Raw genomic sequence first — 16,145 nt, 5'->3', positions numbered from 1 at the left:
CTCGGGTGTTCACATATCGAGCACCAGCCGCGCACCGTGCGCCCGGGACACACAGATCAGCATCGAGTCGCCGCGCTCGGCGTCCGTGAGCAGGTCGTCCCGGTGGTCCACCTCGCCCGCCACCACCCGCTGCACACAGGTCCCGCAGAACCCCTGCGCGCAGGAGTACGGCGTGCCGGGGAGCTCGGCGCGCACGGCGGTGAGCAGCGAGGAATCGGCCGGCACGGTCAACGTCCGTCCACTGCGCCGCAGTTCGACCTCGAAGGCCCGGCCGCCCGCGGTCCGCGGCGCGAACCGCTCGACCCGTACGGACGGCGCGCGCTCCGCCACGGCCGCCATCAGCCCCTCCGGCCCGCAGCAGTGGACGACGGCCCCGGCCGGCAGATCCGCCAACTCCCGGTCCAGATCCGGCCGTCCCTCCACCACGGTCACCCGGTCCCCGCCGAACCGCTCGACCTCCGCGAGGAACGGCATCGACGCCCGCGACCGGCCGGCGTACAGCAGCCGCCAGTCGGCGCCCCCGGGGAGCGCCCGCAGCATCGGCAGCAGCGGGGTGATGCCGATCCCGCCGGCGACGAAGACGTACGCCGGGGCCTCGGCGAGCGGGAAGCGGTTCCGCGGCCCGCGCGCCTCGACCTCCGTGCCCTCCAGGAGCCGCTCGTGCACCTCGCGCGATCCGCCCCGCCCGTCCTCGACGAGCCGCGTGGCGACGGTGTACGCGGAGCGGTCCGCCGGGTCCCCGCACAGCGAGTACTGCCGCACCAGCCCCGACGGCAGCACCAGATCGATGTGCGCCCCCGGCTCCCAGCGCGGCAGCTCCCGGCCTTCGAGGCGCAGTCGTACGACCCCCTCGGCGACCGTCTCCCGCGCGGCCACCCGCAGCCGCAGGGACCGCGACCGGGGCCGCCCGGAGACCGGCTCCTCCAGCGCGGGCAGCGGCCACAGCGGCGAGGCCTGGATCCGGCGCCGCAGTGCGCGCCGTGCCAGCCAGGCCGTACAGGCGACGAAGGCCGCCTTGCGCAGGGCGTGGGCCATCAGGACGCCCTCCGCTCCGCGGCGAGCGCGGCCAGCGCGGCGGGGGAGGAGGCGAGATAGGCGACCGCCTGCTCGGTGGAGCCCTCCTGGGAGGGGTGGTAACTCCGGCTGAGATAGCGGGGGACGGACCGCAGCAGCGCGCCGGTGGCGGGCAGCGTGCCGCGCCGTCCGCGGACGTGGAAGGCCCGGAAGCTCGCCCTCCCGCCGGTGAGCGTCGGGTCGTTCGCCATGAAGAAGCGGACCCCGCGCTGCCAGAGGAAGACGAGGGCGGCGAAGGCGGTGGCCCAGGTCCGCACCCTGCGGCGGTAGGTGCCGTCGAGGTGCATGAACAGGTCGAAGGCGACGGACCGGTGCTCGACCTCCTCGGCGCCGTGCCAGCGCAGCAGATCCAGCATGGTGGGGTCGGCGCCCCTGCGGTCCAGCTCGTGCGCGTTCAGCACCCAGTCGCCGAGGAAGGCGGTGTAGTGCTCGATGGCCGCGATCAGCGCCACCCGCTCCTTCAGCCACCAGCGGCGGGGCCGGCCCGGGGGCAGGGTGCGGTCGCCGAGCAGCCTCTCGAAGAACCAGTCGACCTGTGCGGTGTACGGCGTCGGGTCGAGCCCCTGCTCCTTGAGGTGCGGCAGCACCTCGTCGTGGGCCTGGGAGTGCATCGCCTCCTGCCCGATGAACCCGATCACGTCCTCGCGCAGCCGCTCGTCCCGGATGTACGGCAGCACCTGCCGGTAGACGTGCACGAACCAGCGCTCGCCGGCCGGCAGCAGCAGATGCAGCACATTGATGGTGTGCGTGGTGAACGGATCCCCCGGCACCCAGTGCAGCGGGGTGTCCTCCCAGGAGAAGGACACCTTGCGCGCCCTCAGGGACACCCGGTCCTTGTTAGACATGACGTCAATGTACTGATGGGTAGGCCCGGGGTGAAGCCTTCTGCGGCGATCAGTTGAGCCCGTTCACCGACCGCCCGTCCGCCAGCGTGCCCTTCAGATCCGCCTTCGCCCCCTTCTTCGCGGCGGCGGTGAGCAGATGGCCCGGCGCGGAGTCCCGCACCCCGCCGGTCGCCCGCACCTTCCGCGTCCCCGCGTCACCGGCCGCGAGGAGGTACCAGTGGCCGCCCTGGGACTTCCACAGCACCCCGGCCAGCACATGCGGATCGCGCGGACCGCACGCCGGGACGTCCCCGGCCTTCGCCACGGCCGCCCCGAACAGCCCGCCCGGGGTGCGGAACTGGGCCAGCACCCGGCTCCCGTCGCCGCGCCAGGTCTCCGCCCGGGTGCACACCCATTCCGCCGAGCCGCTCGCGTCGGGCAGCGGCTGACGCGCGTACGACCACACGTTCACCGTCCGCACACCCTGCCCGCGCACATCGGCCAGCGAGCAGGCGTACGGCGCCCAGGTGCCGAGCGCCTCCGCTCCCGTGGCCTCCTTCGGCGCGGTGGGCCGGCCGCCGGTCAGCCGGGCGGGCACCAGCTCGCCGAGGTCGGTGAGGAGATGGGTGCCCGACGCGTCGGTGAGCTGGAGGACGTTCCAGCCGGTGCAGGTGCCGGTCCTGGTCGCCGGGCTGGCCAGCGGCGAGGTGATGCCCTCGGTGAGCGTCAGGGCCATCACCCCGGCGCCCGGCTTGCCGAGGTCCCGCTCGCCCGCCGCGGTCACCCAGGGCGCCGTCAGCCAGCGGACGTTGCCGTCGGCCCGGTCCAGGACGATCGCGGACGCCTCGGCGCCGGTCGCGCCGTCGACCCGCGCGAAGTCCAGGGCGGCCCCGGCCGTGCCGTCCTTCGGCTCGGCGTAGCGGGCGATGCGCAGACCGTCGTAGAAGAGCACCACGCGCGCGTTGCCGACCTCGGCCGCGTACAGCAGCTGGGGCGGGCCGGACGGGCCGCCGGAGGGGGTGTCGGGGGTCGCCGAGACCTGCACCGCCGCGCCGGGGCGGGCCCAGACCGCGAGGGCGCGGCGCAGCAGCGCGGTGTCGCGGACCAGGGCGCCGCGGGCGGGCCAGACGGAGAAGTCGGTGCGCGCGGACGTCTTCCAGGCGACGGGGGAGACCCGCAGCAGCCGGCCCGGGTCGAGCGCGGCCTCGGCGGCCGGGTTCTGCGCGTACACCGGGGCGGCCGCGCCGTCCGGGCCCCAGCCGTCACCGGGCAGCGCGACCAGCGCGCCGCACACCGTGAGGGCCGCGGCGGCGGCCAGCGCGGCCGTGGTGTGCCGGCGGCGGCGCAGCAGATCGGTGGGCCGGGCCTGGAGGGAACAGGGGTCGAACTCGGGGGAGTCGAGCAGCGCGTACCGGTCGGGAAGCGCGTCGGCCTCCTCCAGCGCCGCGCCGGGGTCCGCCACGCCCGCCTCGGCGAGGACCTTGCGCACCTCGCCGTCGGCGAGCTTCTCCAGACCGCGCAGCACATAGGCGGCACGGGCCGGGCCGTCCAGGGCGGACAGCCGCTGGTCCAGGGCGAGTTCGTCGGCGCCGCCGGAGTGCGGGAACAGCCTCAGGCCCCGTACCTGGGGGAGCAGCGGCGGCAGTTGCGCCCGCTTGGGCCAGGCCGGGCGCGCGAGCGGCAGCCCCGCCTCCAGGGCCGTCCGCACCACCTGGAGGCGGACGTACGCGTACCCGGGGTCGCCGTCCCGGCCGCCGGCCTGCGCCTGGGCCGGGATCACCGGGGCCGAGGCGCGGCGGCGGGGCAGGGCGCGCTGGACGAGGGCGTGGGCGGTCAGGACCCGGCGGCCCCGGCCGAGGCCCGGCGGCAGCACCAGATAGGCGAGCCGGACGAGGCGCGGATAGTGCTCGACGAGCGCGGCCTCGGCCTGCTCGACGTCGACGGCCCGGTCGGTGACGGAACCGGGTGCGGGGCTCGGGGCGACATCCTGTGACTGCACGTCCAGCGCAACGAGCGGCACGGGGGATGGTCACCGCCGCACGGGTCACGCCCCTGAACGCTCGACTCCTACGACTCGACGAGCGCCCGTGCGTAGTGCGCCATCGACCGCTGGTAGCGCGGCAGATGGGGGGCGAGGGCGCCGAGGACCAGGGACAGGGCCTCGCGGTCGCGGCCGAGGCTGGACAGACACAGGGCGAGCGTGGCGCGCACGGCGTCGTCCAGCTCGTCCGAGGGGGCGTCCAGTTCGGGCGTGAGCAGCGCGACGCCCTCCTCGGCCCGCCCGATGTTCCGCAGCGAGCTGGAGAGCTGGATCCTGGCGCGGCGGCCCTTGTAGCCGGTCAGACCGAGGGCGAGGGCTTCCCGGTAGAGCGGCACGGCCCGGTCGCTGTGGCCGGTGGAGTCCCAGGCGCAGGCCCGTTCGAAGGGGCCGAGGGGGCTGTCCCCGGGCAGTTCGGCGACGAGTGCGTCGATCACCGCCCGGAAGTCCGCGGCCCGCGCCTGCGGATAGTGGTCGAGGGTGGCCCAGGCGGCCGTCACCCGCTCTTCCCAGTCGTGGTTCACCGGCCCACTCTCGCACGCGTGTGCCAGGCGGGCAGCGTATTTTGAGCGGACCGTCCGCGGGAGCCGTATCCAGGACGAGGCTCACGCAGGGAGGACAGATGAAGGTGACCCGACCGATCCTCGCGGCGGCGACCGCCGTGGCGGCGCTGGTGCTGGCGGGGTGTGCGTCCGGAAGCTCAGGGAAGGCCGAGGTGGCCGTCCCGACGGCGGCGACCGGCAGCCTGGAGCACCTGGCCGCCGAGGTGGACTGCACGCCCAACATGCAGACCGACGCCGACGAACTCCGCCAGGCGATCTGCAAGACCTCCGCGGGGAAGTTCCTCCTGCTGACCTTCGCCACCGACCGGGGCCAGCGCGAGTGGATCAACGGCGCCAAGGACTACGGCGGCCACTATCTGGTCGGCCGCAAGTGGGTGGCCGTGGGCGAGGAGACCAGCACGGTGACCTCGCTGCGCAGGACGCTCGGCGGCGACATCGAGGAGGGCACGGACCACTCGGCGCACGCAGATCACTGAGCACACGAGAAGGCCGGCGGTGAGGAATCCTCACCGCCGGCCTTCTCAGTGGATGACTACTGGCACTTCTTGCCGGTGTTGATGCAGTTGACCATCTGGTTCATCGTGTTCGTGGAGAAGAAGTTGATGAAGTCGTTGTGGTCGGTGATCGGCTTGTGCAGGTTCTCCGGGAAGCTGTCGACCGCGTAGGCGTTCTTCACGACGCCGTTCTGGATCGTGGGCCGGGTGACGTTGTAGACCAGCCGGACCTTCAGCTGCGGGATCGCCTTGAAGCCGTTGGCGCAGGTGCCGTCCGCCTGGACGAACGCCACGTGCGTGCGGTGGTTGGCGGAGTCGATGTTCTTGCCGTCCCAGCAGCTCTGGAAGAACGTCGTGCGCACGACCTGGCTGCCCTGCGGGCAGATCGGGTACTGCGTCTCCAGCTGCACCTTGTTCTCGAAGCCGGTGCAGGACCAGTTCACGTTGGCGTTCGCGTTGCCGTTGACGAAGGCCTTCGCGTCACCGGTGATGATGCGCAGCGCCGTCGGCATCGCGACGACGTTGCCCTTCTTGTTGCCGACGAACGACAGCTGCGCCTGGGCGGGCTGGAGGATCTTGCCGACGTTGCCCTCCTTGCCACCGCCGTCCGCGTTCTGGTCGAAGTCCTGCGTGCCGTCCTGGGTACGCAGCACCGGCCAGAAGTACGAGGACTTGTCGCCCTGGTTCTGGCAGGAGGTCTGCGCCGCCGCCAGCTCCTGGTCGCTCGCGAAAGCGTCGTTGGACTGGTTGCCGACGTAGTCGTGCAGGTGGTGGGCACCGTTGCTGACACCGGGGGCCACGATCACGTTGTCCGTGTTGTGGTTGTCGTTGCCGTTGGTGCCGCACTTCGTGGTGAAGCTGCCGCGGGAGCCGGAGTTGCCGTTGGCCGCGAGGCCGTTGGCGCCGACGCCCAGCTGCGCGTTCGCCTGGACCTTCGTGATGTCCACGAAGTCGGCCGCGGTCGGACCGTTGCCGCCCTGGCCGTTGGCGCCCGCCTGCTGCTGGCCGCCGTTGTTCTGCTGGCCGCCGTTGTTCTGGCCGTTGTTCTGGCCGCCGTTGTTCTGGCCATTGTTGTTCTGGCCGTTGTTCTGCTGGCCATTGTTGTTGTTCTGCTGGCCGTTGTTGTTCTGCCCGTTGCCCGCCTGGCCCGCGTTGGTGTTGTTGGCCGCCTGCGTGGTGCAGGCCGCGAGCTGGCTGAGCTGGGTGTTGAACTGGCCGCCGACCCGCTGGATGTCGATACGGATCCGGTCGATCGTGGCCGCCCGCTTCTCCTTCAGGGGGCCGACGATCGCGTTCTGCACGAAGCCCGCGTCGTTCGCCTGCGCCTGACGCGTGGAGGCGAGCCGGGCGTAGGCCTCGGTGATCTGCTTGTCGAGGTTCGCCAGCTCGGTGGCGACGCCCTGCTTGGCCTTGTCCGGCACGTTCGTCAGCTTCTGCCCCACGTCCGGGCAGGAGATGGTGGCGACCTGCGCTGCCGCGGTGGCGGCCTTGGTCGTGTTCTGACCCGAGTTGTTCGACTCATGCGCCGAAGCGTAGAAGTTCGCCCAGATCAGCCCGCCCCCGCCGAGCGCTAGGGCCGCCGATGCTGCCACGGCCTTCGTGGCCATCGACGAACGGCGTTTACGAATGTTGCGTCCCATGGAACTCCTCTGACTTCCTTGGCGGGGTCGCATCGAGGCGCCCGACAGGAGTGAAGCTGCCCCCTCCCATACGCATCCCGCCCCAGAGGTGTTCAGCGGTCTCAGAAATTGATGAGAGGTCCGTACGACAAACCATCCCCAACGGCCCCACACCTCACGGTAGTTGGTCCGTCACCGAGCCCGGTCCAGATAGGCCAGCACCGCCAGTACCCTGCGGTTGTCGTCGTCCGAGACCTCCAAACCGAGCTTCACGAAGATATTCGCGGTGTGCTTGGCGACGGCCCGCTCGGTGACGACCAGTTTGCCGGCGATCGCCGCGTTCGACCGGCCCTGCGCCATCTGCTCCAGCACCTCCCGTTCGCGCGGGGTGAGCCGCTCCACCGGGCCCTGCCCGTCGCCCGCGCGGCGGGCCAGCAGCTGCTGGATCACCTGGGGGTCCATCGCCGTACCGCCCGCCGCGACCCGCCGTACGGCGTCCACGAACTGCTCCGCGTCGAACACCCGGTCCTTCAGCAGATAGCCGACCCCGCCGCTGCCGTCGGCGAGCAGCTCGCGCGCGTACAGCTGCTCGACGTGCTGGGAGAGGACCAGCACCGGGAGGCCGGGTCTGCGCCGGCGGGCCGCGAGCGCGCACTGGAGACCCTCGTCCGTGTGCGTGGGCGGGAGCCGGACGTCCACCACGGCGACGTCCGGCTCCAGTTCGGCGAGGGCCCGCTCCAGCTCGGGCCCGCTCTCCACGGCGGCGGCGATCTCGAAGTCGTGGGCCTCCAGCAGCCGCACCAGCCCGTCCCGCAGCAGGAACAGGTCTTCGGCTAGGACAACGCGCAAGGAATCTCCATGGTCACCATGGTGGGACCGCCCGCCGGGGAGCTGACGGCCAGGACGCCGTCGAATGTACCCAGCCGCCGCTCCACCCCGGCCAGGCCCGACCCCGCCCCGACCGCCGCGCCGCCGCGGCCGTTGTCGGTGACGGAGATCCGCAGCCGGCCCTCCGCGTGGTGCAGGTCGGCCCAGATCCGGTCGGCGCCGGAGTGCTTGACCGCGTTGGTGAGGATCTCGCTGACCGCGAAGTACGCGGCCGACTCGACCGGCGCCTCCACCCGCCCGGGCAGCTCCACCACCACCTCCGTCGGCACCGGCAGCCGGAGCGCCAGCGCCCGTACGGCGTCGCCCAGTCCGCGCTCGGCCAGCACCGGCGGATGGATCCCGCGCACCAGGTCGCGCAGTTCGGCGAGGGCCTCGGCCGACGACTGCCGGGCCTGCGCGAGCAACTGCCGTGCCTTCTCGGGGTCCTTGTCGAGGAGCAGCTCGATCGTGCCGAGGTCCATGCCCATGGCCACCAGCCGGGCCTGCGCCCCGTCGTGCAGATCCCGCTCGATGCGCCGCAGTTCGGCGGCCGAGGTGTCGACGGCGTCCCGCCGGGTGTCGGTCAGCACCTTGACCCGCTCGGCGAGTTCGGCCTGGCCGGGGGTGAGCAGACCGCGGGTCATCCGGAAGTGGACGCCCAGCGCGCTCACGGCGAACCGGTCGGCGACGACCAGCAGGAGCACGCCCAGCGCGGCGGCGGCGAACGCGGTCGTCTGGTTGCTCACCGGCACGAAGCCGTACCAGTAGGGGGCGCCCGGCCCGTCCGACACCACCCGCCACAGGCCCGCCGCCAGCGCGAACCCCTCCAGTGGGTAGAAGACCAGGACGACCGGCAGCAGCGTCGTGACCAGCCCCGCCACCGTGTCCGCCATCAGCCAGCGCAGGTCCCGCCAGGTCGCCGGGTCGCGCAGCAGCGCGTGGGTGCGCCGTACCGGGTTGGCGGTCTCGGGCAACGGCCGGTAGGCGGACGGGATGTGGATCCCGCACCAGCGCTGCGCGAGCTCGCGCCGGTTGTCGGCGAGGGCCCGGGCCGCCCGCATCACCCAGGGGGTGGTGACCAGGCCCACGCCGACGGGGATCAGCGCGAGGGAGACGAGGGCCAGGCAGTAGACCACCACCGTCCAGGGCCACACCGCCAGGGCCAGCACGAGCCCCCGTACGGCGGCGAGCACCATCTCCCGTGTCCTGGAAGCGCGTCGGCCGCTCTTCGCGGCGGTGTCGTCGGTGTTCATACGGTCAGTCTGTCCGACCGTCCGGGGCCGGTCACGGGGCCGAAGCCCCCGGTCAGGGGGTGGTGCCAGGTACACCCTCCGCCCCGGCCAGCACCCGTGCCTCCACCTCCGGGTCCAGCCCCTTCACCGCCCGGTCCGAGCGGTGCGGCGCCGTCCCGCCGATCGCCTCCAGCCAGGACCAGGTGTCGGCGACGGTCTCCCCGACCGGACGGCAGGACAGCCCGGTCGCCACCGCCCGCGAGACGTCGGCGGCGTGCAGCGCGTCGTGCATGTCGGTGCCCGGCGGCACCCACACCGGCAACTGCACCCAGGGCTCGATGCCCGCGTCGAGGACGGTCCGCGGGGCGGTCCAGCGCAGGCGCGCGTCCGACCCCGTGGTCCGCACGCACGCGTCGAGGAACTCGCCCATCGTGGCGTGCCCTTGGGGACTCATCAGGTTGAACGGGCCGCTCAGCTCCCGCTCGACCGCGCCGAGGATCCAGAGGGCGAGGTCGCGGGCGTCGACGTACTGGAGGGGAAGGTCCCGCGGCCCGGGGGCGAGGACCGGGCCGCCGCGCGCGATCCGGCCCAGCCACCAGGGCAGCCGGCCGACGTTCTCGTACGGGCCGAGGATCAGCCCGGCCCGTACGAGCACCGAGTCCCGGGTGCCGAAGGCGTCGACGGCGGCCAGCTCGCCGCCCCGCTTGTCGCGGGCGTAGTCGGTCGGACCGGCGTCGGGTGCCGCGCCCTCGACCACGGGCGCGTCCTCCGTGTACCCGGCGGGCGGGGCCCAGGTGTACACCGAGCAGCTCGACACATAGACGTACCGGCCGGCGCGGCCCCGCAGCAGCCGCGCCGCCTCGTGCACCGGTCGGGGCGCCGACGACCAGGTGTCGACGACGGCGTCCCAGTCCCCCGGGTGCGCGGCGAGGGTGTCCAGCCCGCCCGGCGCGGTGCGGTCGCCGGTCAGGGCCGTCACCCCCGGGGCGGGGGTGTGCCGCCCCCGGTTCAGGACCGTCACGTCCCAGCCGCGCCCGGCGGCCGCCTCCACGACGGCCCGTCCCACGAACTCCGTACCACCCAGCACCAGAAGTCTCATGCGGGTGACTGTGCCCGGCCGGTCCGTGGGACGGAACCGTCCTCTGCTCAGGGCAGAGCGTCAGCGGCCGGTCGGCGGGGTGTACTTGTAGCCGACGCGGCGCACGGTCTGGATGGTGCCGCGGTGCTGGGCGCCCAGCTTGCGGCGCAGCCGGGCGACATGGACGTCGACCGTGCGGCCGTCGCCGACATGGCCGTACCCCCAGACCGTGGTGACGAGCTGGTCGCGGGTGTGCACCCGGTTCGGGTGCGCCACGAGATGCGCGAGCAGCTCGAACTCCAGGTAGGTCAGGTCGAGTTCACGTCCGTCGACCTCGGCGGTGCGCTGGACGGGGTCGACGCGCACGAGCGGGCCGCCCGTGGCGGTCCCGGTCCCGTCCGCCGGCACCGGGGCGGGCTGGAACGGCTGCTGCTGGTCCGCCGGGATCAGCACGAGGTAGCCGACCATCGCCGGGTGGCCGGGCAGGTCGGGCAGGGAGTGCTGCGGCGCGGGCAGCCAGGTGGCGCCGGGCGGCAGGAGATCGGTGACGTCCGCGACCTCGTCGGGGCCGACGGCCCGCAGCCGGTGCCGGGGCGCGTTCTGGACGGGGTGGGGGAGCGTGGCGGTGGAGAGGGAACGGGTGGTCGCCATGAGAGGTCAGCTCTTTTCGCGCGAGAAGTTCGTCGGGGAGATCGACGGCCGCGATTCGTGGTCGGGCTCGTCGAGGGACGTACGTCGTGCGCGCTGGCCGAAGGCCGGGGGTGTACGGCTTTAGAGGGCCGGCGCGTTCGTCGCGCGGCAACACACCCGGTCGAAGTCGTGGTGCTGACGGGAAGGCCAGAAGGGCTCGAGGTCATGGCGACCCGTCGCGGTGTACTTCTGGAAGCTGGCCATGCCCCCATTGAAGCAGACACACGCCCGCAACAGGAGCCTCCTCTCACAGCTTGGACGCTTTCCTTGACGCGCCGTTGACGTCACGGGCGGGAGACGCGGAAGGGGCGCCCCGCCGGACCGGCGGGGCGCCCCTTCACGAAGCCGTGGGACGGATCAGACCTGGCCGGCCTTCTCCAGGGCGGCGCAGCAGGTGTCGACGAGGAGGCGGGTCACCGTGTAGGGGTCGACGTTGGCGTTCGGGCGGCGGTCCTCGATGTAGCCCTTGCCGTCCTTCTCGACCTGCCACGGGATACGGACCGAGGCGCCGCGGTTGGAGACACCGTAGGAGTACTCGTTCCACGGGGCGGTCTCATGAAGACCGGTCAGACGGTCGTCGATGCCGGCGCCGTAGTGCTTGACGTGGTCGAGCGGCTTGGAGCCCTCACCGAGCGACTCGCAGGCGGTGATGATCGCGTCGTAGCCCTCGCGCATCGCCTTGGTGGAGAAGTTGGTGTGCGCGCCCGCGCCGTTCCAGTCGCCCTTGACCGGCTTGGGGTCGAGGGTGGCGGAGATGCCGAAGTCCTCGGCGGTGCGGTAGAGCAGCCAGCGGGCGACCCACAGCTGGTCCGAGACCTCGAGCGGGGCGAGCGGGCCGACCTGGAACTCCCACTGGCCGGGCATGACCTCGGCGTTGATGCCGGAGATGCCGAGACCGGCGGCCAGGCAGTTCTCCAGGTGGGCCTCGACGACCTCACGGCCGAAGATCTCGTCGGCGCCGACACCGCAGTAGTAGCCGCCCTGCGGGGCCGGGAAGCCGCCCTTGGGGAAGCCGAGCGGGTAACCGTCCTGGAAGAACGTGTACTCCTGCTCGATGCCGAAGATGGGCTCCTGCGAGCCGTACTTCGCCTCGACCTCGGCGAGCGCGGCACGGGTGTTGGACTCGTGCGGCGTCATGTCGATGTCGAGGACCTCACACATGACGAGGATGTCGTCGCCGCCGCGGATCGGGTCGGGGCAGACGAAGACCGGCTTGAGCACGCGGTCCGAGGCGTGACCCTCGGCCTGGTTCGTGGAGGACCCGTCGAAGCCCCAGATCGGCAGTTCGTCCAGACCGACGGGCTCACCCGTGATGATCTTCGTCTTGGAACGGAGCTTCGCCGTCGGCTGGGTGCCGTCGATCCAGATGTACTCAGCCTTGAAGGTCACGGGCCACTTCCTTCGGGGGTGTCTCTGACGCACTTGCGGGTGCTGTTGCTGCTGCGGCGCTGCGGCACTGGGGCGCCGTCGGTGTTGACCGGCAGCTTGTCAACAGGCGATTTCCCGGTCATTGCTCGAATGTGAACCCCGTGTTACCTGGTGGTTCTGTGGTACGGGTCACCAGGTGAGGGCTCAGTCGGCCGCTGCCGCCGCCCTCCGCACCCCCTCCAGGAACCCCCGGATCGCCGCCCGCTCCCGCTCGTCGTAGCCCTGCAGCAGCTCCACCACCTGGCCGATGAGGGGGCCGAAGAACGCCTGCCCCAGGGCCACCGCGCGCTCGTCCACCTCGATCACGACCGTGCGCCGGTCGCCGGCACCGCGCACCCGGCGGACATGACCCGCCCGCTCCAGCCGGTCCACCAGGGCCGTCGTCCCCGCCGAGTTCAGCCCGAGCGCCGCACCGAGCCGCCCCGCCGTCGTCTCCTCGCCCGCCCGCCGCGCGTCCATGAGGACGATCAGGGCCCGTACGTCCGTCGGATGCATACCGTTGCGGCTCGCGAACCGCGCGCTGTGCAGCCCGAGTTCGACGGCCGCCGCGCGCAGCAGATGGACGGTCTCCAGCTCCGGTTCCTCGGTCGGCACCCGTGCCCCCTTGCGGTCTTCGTCTCGCCCGGCAAGTATCTTGCTGAGCGAGATAATAGGGGAAACGGAGTACAGGGGGAGTGGAGTGCGTGGGGAGCTATGACGACGACGTCTTCCGGGCCGCCTACGACACGGTCCTCGCCCGGTGGCCCGCCGACCGGGAGGCGGTCACCGTCCCCACGCCGTTCGGCGAGACGTACGTCAACGTCTGCGGACCGCGGGACGCACCCCCGCTGCTGCTCCTGCCCGGGGGCGGCGGGGCGACCTCCGCGTCCTGGTGCGCCCAGGCGGCCGACCTCGCCCGGAGCCGGCGGGTGTACGCCGTCGACCTGATCGGCGCGGCGGGACGCACCGGGGCGCGCGGGGCGCGGACCGTCGACGATCTGGGGGACTGGCTGGACGCGGTGCTGGCGGGGCTGGGGATCGGTCCCGACGTGCCGGTGGACCTGGGCGGGCACTCCTACGGCGGCTGGATCGCCCTGCACCACGCCCTGCGCGCGCCCGAACGCGTACGCCGTCTGTTCCTCCTCGACCCGACCCAGTGCTTCGCCGGGTTCGAGACGGCGTATCTGCTGCGCGCCCTGCCGATGCTGCTGCGGCCCACCCCGCGCCGGGTGCGGGCCTTCCTGGACTGGGAGAGCGGGGGAGCGGTCATGGACCCCGACTGGCTGCGGCTCCAGGAGGCCGCCGCCGGCTTCCCCGCGGGGCGGCCGGTGACCGGCCCGCGTCCGGCACCCGAGGCGCTGCGGGCCCTGCGTACGCGGGTCCTGCTGCTCGTGGCCGCGAACAGCAGGACCCGCCCCCACTCTCGGCTTCGCTCGAGCGGGGGGACCCCCACCCCGTACGAGGTGGCGGCCCGGGCGGGTGACGTGCTGCCGTACGTGGAGACCGTCGTCCTGCCGGACGTGTCCCACCATCAGCTGCCGGTCGCCGCGCCCTCCGGAATGGGCCGCCGCCTCAGTTCGTTTCTCGGCGTCTGAACCTCACCCCACCTTCTCGATCACGGCCCGGCGGATCAGGAACTTGCCGGGCTCACGGACCTGCTCGAAAGCGGCGTTGTTCAGCAGCGCACAGCTGCCGGAGACCGAGGTCACCTGGACGGTGATGGACTTGTTGTTGTCGAGGTTGGTGACCTTCAGCTTCGTCCCCGCCGGGAACTGGTTGCTGGACGCGGCCGGCGCGCCGCCCTCTCCCGAGAGGGTGACGGTCGAGCCCTTGCAGACCTGCTGACCGGAGGCCGCGGCACCGCCGTTGCCGGCGCCCGCGTTGCCGGTGTTGCCCGTGTTCCCGGTGTTCGCCGCGGGGGTCGTGGCCGCCTGGGAAGGCTGGGCCGGCTGCGCCGCCTGGGAGTCCTGAGCCGACTCCCCAACGGTGCATCCCGACGCCTTCTGCTGGACCTTGATCTGCGCGATGACCGCCTCGCGGTTGGCGATCCGGGCCGCCGACTGCGCGTCCGGGGCGGCCCGCTGGCCGTCGATGAACTTCTGGTTGTTGCCGAGGGCGGTGGCGAGTCCCTGGCAGACCGTCGAGTTCGCGGCGGACAGGGTCTGCGGTGTCTGCGAGGCGTTCGAGCTGCCCGCCATGGCGAAGGCCCCGCCGCCCGCCACCGCCGCCGCCCCGACGAGCAGGGCGATCGTCTTCTTCGTGCCGAGTGTTCTCCTGCGCGACATGCGCGCCTCCTGAAGGGCTAGGGGAGCGTACGCCGCTATGTACGAGATCCCGAACGAAGTTACTCAGGGGTCGCGGAAGTCGATCGGAGTGGCGCGCGTCACACGGTCGCCGGGGGAGTCCTCAGCCGTTCCCCGTCCGCCCCTCCTCGTACGCCACGACCGTGTCGTCGACGTGCTGGAGCAACCCCTCTGTCTGGGCCGTGAGTTCGGCCTCCCGGGTCTCCTTCCCGTCCCCCCACTGCCCGTTGGCGAACACCACCGAGCGGACCGTCATCAGCCGGCGGAAGACCCCGGCCGAACCCGGCGGCACCGTCGGCAGCCCCGCCCCGGGGGGCGGGTCCAGGGAGACGACCTGGTACGTCACCGGGTCCATCGACGCCATCATGAACACCCGTGATGCGTCCTCGACCCGGGCGAAGCTCAGCACGGTGACCGTGATCTGCGAGAGCCGGTCGGCGTCCGTGAACAGCCCCGCCGTCAGCCGCGAGCACTGCCCGCCCTGCTCGATCAGCCGGGCCAGATCGGGGGACATGCCCCGGGCGCAGTCGGTGGTGGTGGCCAGATCCACCCGGCTGTACCGGGAGCCGTCCGGGAGCCGGACGATCGTGGCCGGGAAGGCCTGCTCGGGCCGGATCACCGGCCGCGAGAGCAGGGACGGGAGGGAGCCGGGCACGTCGGAGGGAAGGGCGACGCCGACGGACGGCACGGCTCCGGCGCCCGGAGCTCCTGTGTCCGAGGCGGGCGTGGCCCGGGCCGCCGAGGACCGCTCCCCGTCCCCGTCCCCGACATTCGCCGCACCGGCGGCGATCGCGCCGAGGAGCAGGACGCCCGCCCCGGCCCCCACCGCCCGCCGTGTCCGCCGGCACCGCCGTATTCGTTCCTCCCGCGCCATGAACTCGGCGTAGGGGTCGACGGGGACGTACGGATTTCCTTGATCACCGAGGGCCATGGCCGCGGAGGGTAACAGCGGTTCGGCCCCCGGATCCCGCCGCCGGACGAACCGTCGCCCAGCCGACTAACGGGACAGAGCGTCCCGTACGGCCTCGTCCGTGCGCGCCACCACCGCCGTGCCGTCGTCGGCCGTGATGATCGGCCGCTGGATCAGCTTGGGGTGCCCGGCGAGCGCCGCGATCCAGCGCTCGCGCGAGGCCGCGTCCCGCGCCCACTCCTTCAGCCCCAGCTCCTTGGCCACCGCCTCCTGGGTCCGGGTGATGTCCCACGGCTCCAGGCCGAGCCGGTCCAGCACGTCCCTGATCTCGTCCTCGCTCGGCACCTCCTGCAGATACCGGCGGACGGTGTAGTCGGCGCCCTCCGCGTCGAGCAGCGTCAGCGCGCTGCGGCACTTCGAGCAGGCCGGGTTGATCCAGATCTCCATGGGGCCCACGGTAACGGCCCGCCGCAGGGGGTGCCCGGGCGACAGCTCTGTTCGAATACTTGGCGTCTCTCGCGTACCTCGTGAACCTGGTGTGACACCACGCCAATTTCCTTGTTCACCTGCGCATTTGACGCAGATGACGGACTGCTGAATGTCAGTGGGGGGCAGTAGACTGGATGCAGTGTTCGAGAGTTCCGCCGGAGATCCCGGCGGGGTTCCGACCGCGACAGGAGGATGTTCGTGCCCGCTGCCGCACTGAAGCCGAAGCCGCTGCCGACCCAGTCCACCGCGACGCGTTCCGTCCAGCTCGACCTGCCCTATGTGCCCGTGGCGAAGCGGCCGTTGCCGGCCGGGCGGCCCCGGGAGTGGTACGTGGCGCACAACCGCCGGCTCAAGGCGATGCGCCTCGCCATCGCGCTGCTCGACCTCGGCGTCTACCTGCCGAACCAGGCCCGCAACGAGAAGATCCGCAGCACGGCGGAGCTGATCGGCGTCCACCCGCCGTCGGACACCACGTGCCACATGGTCAGGGCCTACCTGCGCTACAACCGGTGAGCCGGGTGCCGGGTGCCGTCCGTGGCACGGCACCCGGCGTCCCT

Annotated in this window: 17 protein-coding genes; 3 read left to right on the top strand and 14 right to left on the bottom strand. The window is 72.5% G+C overall.

Going from position 1 to position 16,145, the window contains the following annotated elements; all coding sequences use genetic code 11:
* Positions 1 to 9: 9 nt before the first annotated feature.
* The 4 genes from ABZ490_RS39500 to ABZ490_RS39485 form a co-directional block, all read right to left on the bottom strand.
* Positions 10 to 1,035 carry a PDR/VanB family oxidoreductase gene (locus ABZ490_RS39500; protein ID WP_359001906.1) on the bottom strand — a complete coding sequence of 342 codons (1,026 nt, stop codon included), beginning with the start codon at positions 1,033 to 1,035 and terminating at the stop codon, positions 10 to 12.
* Positions 1,035 to 1,919, bottom strand: a complete 885-nt coding sequence (locus ABZ490_RS39495) for a metal-dependent hydrolase (RefSeq protein WP_359001904.1) — start codon at positions 1,917 to 1,919, stop codon at positions 1,035 to 1,037. Before ABZ490_RS39495 ends, ABZ490_RS39500 begins: the two co-directional genes overlap by 1 nt.
* A gap of 49 nt (positions 1,920 to 1,968) precedes the next feature.
* The gene (locus ABZ490_RS39490) at positions 1,969 to 3,897 is read right to left on the bottom strand and encodes a hypothetical protein (protein ID WP_359002002.1); all 1,929 of its coding nucleotides are present in this window, start codon (positions 3,895 to 3,897) and stop codon (positions 1,969 to 1,971) included.
* A 68-nt stretch (positions 3,898 to 3,965) separates the two neighbouring features.
* A complete protein-coding gene (locus ABZ490_RS39485; RefSeq protein WP_359001902.1) occupies positions 3,966 to 4,460 on the bottom strand; it encodes a tetratricopeptide repeat protein in 495 nt (164 codons plus the stop codon).
* Between the two features lie 98 nt (positions 4,461 to 4,558).
* Here ABZ490_RS39485 and ABZ490_RS39480 point away from each other — a divergent pair, with 98 nt between their 5' ends.
* A complete protein-coding gene (locus tag ABZ490_RS39480) occupies positions 4,559 to 4,975 on the top strand; it encodes a hypothetical protein (RefSeq protein ID WP_359001900.1) in 417 nt (138 codons plus the stop codon).
* 56 nt (positions 4,976 to 5,031) lie between these two features.
* On the opposite strand, the gene ABZ490_RS39475 is transcribed toward ABZ490_RS39480, so the two are convergent.
* The 7 genes from ABZ490_RS39475 to ABZ490_RS39445 form a co-directional block, all read right to left on the bottom strand.
* A complete protein-coding gene (locus ABZ490_RS39475; protein ID WP_359001898.1) occupies positions 5,032 to 6,633 on the bottom strand; it encodes a DUF1996 domain-containing protein in 1,602 nt (533 codons plus the stop codon).
* Positions 6,634 to 6,804: 171 nt separating this feature from the next.
* Positions 6,805 to 7,461, bottom strand: a complete 657-nt coding sequence (locus ABZ490_RS39470; RefSeq protein ID WP_359001896.1) for a response regulator transcription factor — start codon at positions 7,459 to 7,461, stop codon at positions 6,805 to 6,807.
* Entirely contained in the window at positions 7,446 to 8,732 is a 1,287-nt protein-coding gene (locus ABZ490_RS39465) for a sensor domain-containing protein (protein ID WP_359001894.1), read from the bottom strand. The genes ABZ490_RS39470 and ABZ490_RS39465 overlap by 16 nt, the downstream gene beginning before the upstream one ends.
* A 52-nt stretch (positions 8,733 to 8,784) precedes the next feature.
* Positions 8,785 to 9,810 (bottom strand): NAD-dependent epimerase/dehydratase family protein, encoded by a 1,026-nt coding sequence (locus ABZ490_RS39460; RefSeq protein WP_359001892.1) that lies wholly within the window; start codon positions 9,808 to 9,810, stop codon positions 8,785 to 8,787.
* 60 nt (positions 9,811 to 9,870) lie between these two features.
* The gene (locus ABZ490_RS39455) at positions 9,871 to 10,440 is read right to left on the bottom strand and encodes a winged helix-turn-helix domain-containing protein (RefSeq protein WP_359001890.1); all 570 of its coding nucleotides are present in this window, start codon (positions 10,438 to 10,440) and stop codon (positions 9,871 to 9,873) included.
* A 396-nt stretch (positions 10,441 to 10,836) separates the two neighbouring features.
* Positions 10,837 to 11,868 carry a glutamine synthetase gene (gene glnII / locus ABZ490_RS39450; protein ID WP_359001888.1) on the bottom strand — a complete coding sequence of 344 codons (1,032 nt, stop codon included), beginning with the start codon at positions 11,866 to 11,868 and terminating at the stop codon, positions 10,837 to 10,839.
* A 183-nt stretch (positions 11,869 to 12,051) separates the two neighbouring features.
* On the bottom strand, positions 12,052 to 12,501 hold the full coding sequence (locus ABZ490_RS39445; RefSeq protein WP_359001886.1) for a MarR family transcriptional regulator: 450 nt from the start codon (positions 12,499 to 12,501) through the stop codon (positions 12,052 to 12,054).
* 89 nt (positions 12,502 to 12,590) lie between these two features.
* Between ABZ490_RS39445 and ABZ490_RS39440 the strand changes: the two genes are divergently transcribed.
* Positions 12,591 to 13,481 (top strand): alpha/beta fold hydrolase, encoded by an 891-nt coding sequence (locus tag ABZ490_RS39440; RefSeq protein WP_359001884.1) that lies wholly within the window; start codon positions 12,591 to 12,593, stop codon positions 13,479 to 13,481.
* A gap of 3 nt (positions 13,482 to 13,484) precedes the next feature.
* Here the strand turns inward: ABZ490_RS39440 and ABZ490_RS39435 are convergent, their stop codons facing one another.
* The 3 genes from ABZ490_RS39435 to ABZ490_RS39425 all read right to left on the bottom strand — a co-directional run bounded on the left by ABZ490_RS39435 (position 13,485) and on the right by ABZ490_RS39425 (position 15,546).
* Entirely contained in the window at positions 13,485 to 14,171 is a 687-nt protein-coding gene (locus ABZ490_RS39435) for a hypothetical protein (protein ID WP_359001882.1), read from the bottom strand.
* A 121-nt stretch (positions 14,172 to 14,292) separates the two neighbouring features.
* Positions 14,293 to 15,120 carry a hypothetical protein gene (locus ABZ490_RS39430; RefSeq protein ID WP_359001880.1) on the bottom strand — a complete coding sequence of 276 codons (828 nt, stop codon included), beginning with the start codon at positions 15,118 to 15,120 and terminating at the stop codon, positions 14,293 to 14,295.
* 66 nt (positions 15,121 to 15,186) lie between these two features.
* On the bottom strand, positions 15,187 to 15,546 hold the full coding sequence (locus ABZ490_RS39425; protein ID WP_359001878.1) for an arsenate reductase family protein: 360 nt from the start codon (positions 15,544 to 15,546) through the stop codon (positions 15,187 to 15,189).
* 240 nt (positions 15,547 to 15,786) lie between these two features.
* On the opposite strand from ABZ490_RS39425, the gene ABZ490_RS39420 reads away from it, so the two are divergent.
* Positions 15,787 to 16,101, top strand: coding sequence for a hypothetical protein (locus ABZ490_RS39420; RefSeq protein ID WP_359001876.1), 315 nt, complete (start codon positions 15,787 to 15,789; stop codon positions 16,099 to 16,101).
* Positions 16,102 to 16,145: the final 44 nt, after the last annotated feature.

Source organism: Streptomyces sp. NPDC005811, assembly GCF_040630405.1.
In the GTDB taxonomy this organism is placed as follows: Bacteria; Actinomycetota; Actinomycetes; order Streptomycetales; family Streptomycetaceae; genus Streptomyces.
This window is presented reverse-complemented; position numbering and strand designations above follow the sequence as displayed.

Bases quoted from the DNA above. Each gene is read 5' to 3' on its own strand.
- ABZ490_RS39430 (WP_359001880.1), bottom strand. From the start codon at position 15,120: ATGGCCCTCGGTGATCAAGGAAATCCGTACGTCCCCGTCGACCCCTAC.
- ABZ490_RS39425 (WP_359001878.1), bottom strand. From the start codon at position 15,546: ATGGAGATCTGGATCAACCCGGCCTGCTCGAAGTGCCGCAGCGCGCTG.
- ABZ490_RS39460 (WP_359001892.1), bottom strand. From the start codon at position 9,810: ATGAGACTTCTGGTGCTGGGTGGTACGGAGTTCGTGGGACGGGCCGTC.
- ABZ490_RS39480 (WP_359001900.1), top strand. From the start codon at position 4,559: ATGAAGGTGACCCGACCGATCCTCGCGGCGGCGACCGCCGTGGCGGCG.
- ABZ490_RS39465 (WP_359001894.1), bottom strand. From the start codon at position 8,732: ATGAACACCGACGACACCGCCGCGAAGAGCGGCCGACGCGCTTCCAGG.
- ABZ490_RS39435 (WP_359001882.1), bottom strand. From the start codon at position 14,171: ATGTCGCGCAGGAGAACACTCGGCACGAAGAAGACGATCGCCCTGCTC.
- ABZ490_RS39495 (WP_359001904.1), bottom strand. From the start codon at position 1,919: ATGTCTAACAAGGACCGGGTGTCCCTGAGGGCGCGCAAGGTGTCCTTC.
- ABZ490_RS39455 (WP_359001890.1), bottom strand. From the start codon at position 10,440: ATGGCGACCACCCGTTCCCTCTCCACCGCCACGCTCCCCCACCCCGTC.
- ABZ490_RS39500 (WP_359001906.1), bottom strand. From the start codon at position 1,035: ATGGCCCACGCCCTGCGCAAGGCGGCCTTCGTCGCCTGTACGGCCTGG.
- ABZ490_RS39475 (WP_359001898.1), bottom strand. From the start codon at position 6,633: ATGGGACGCAACATTCGTAAACGCCGTTCGTCGATGGCCACGAAGGCC.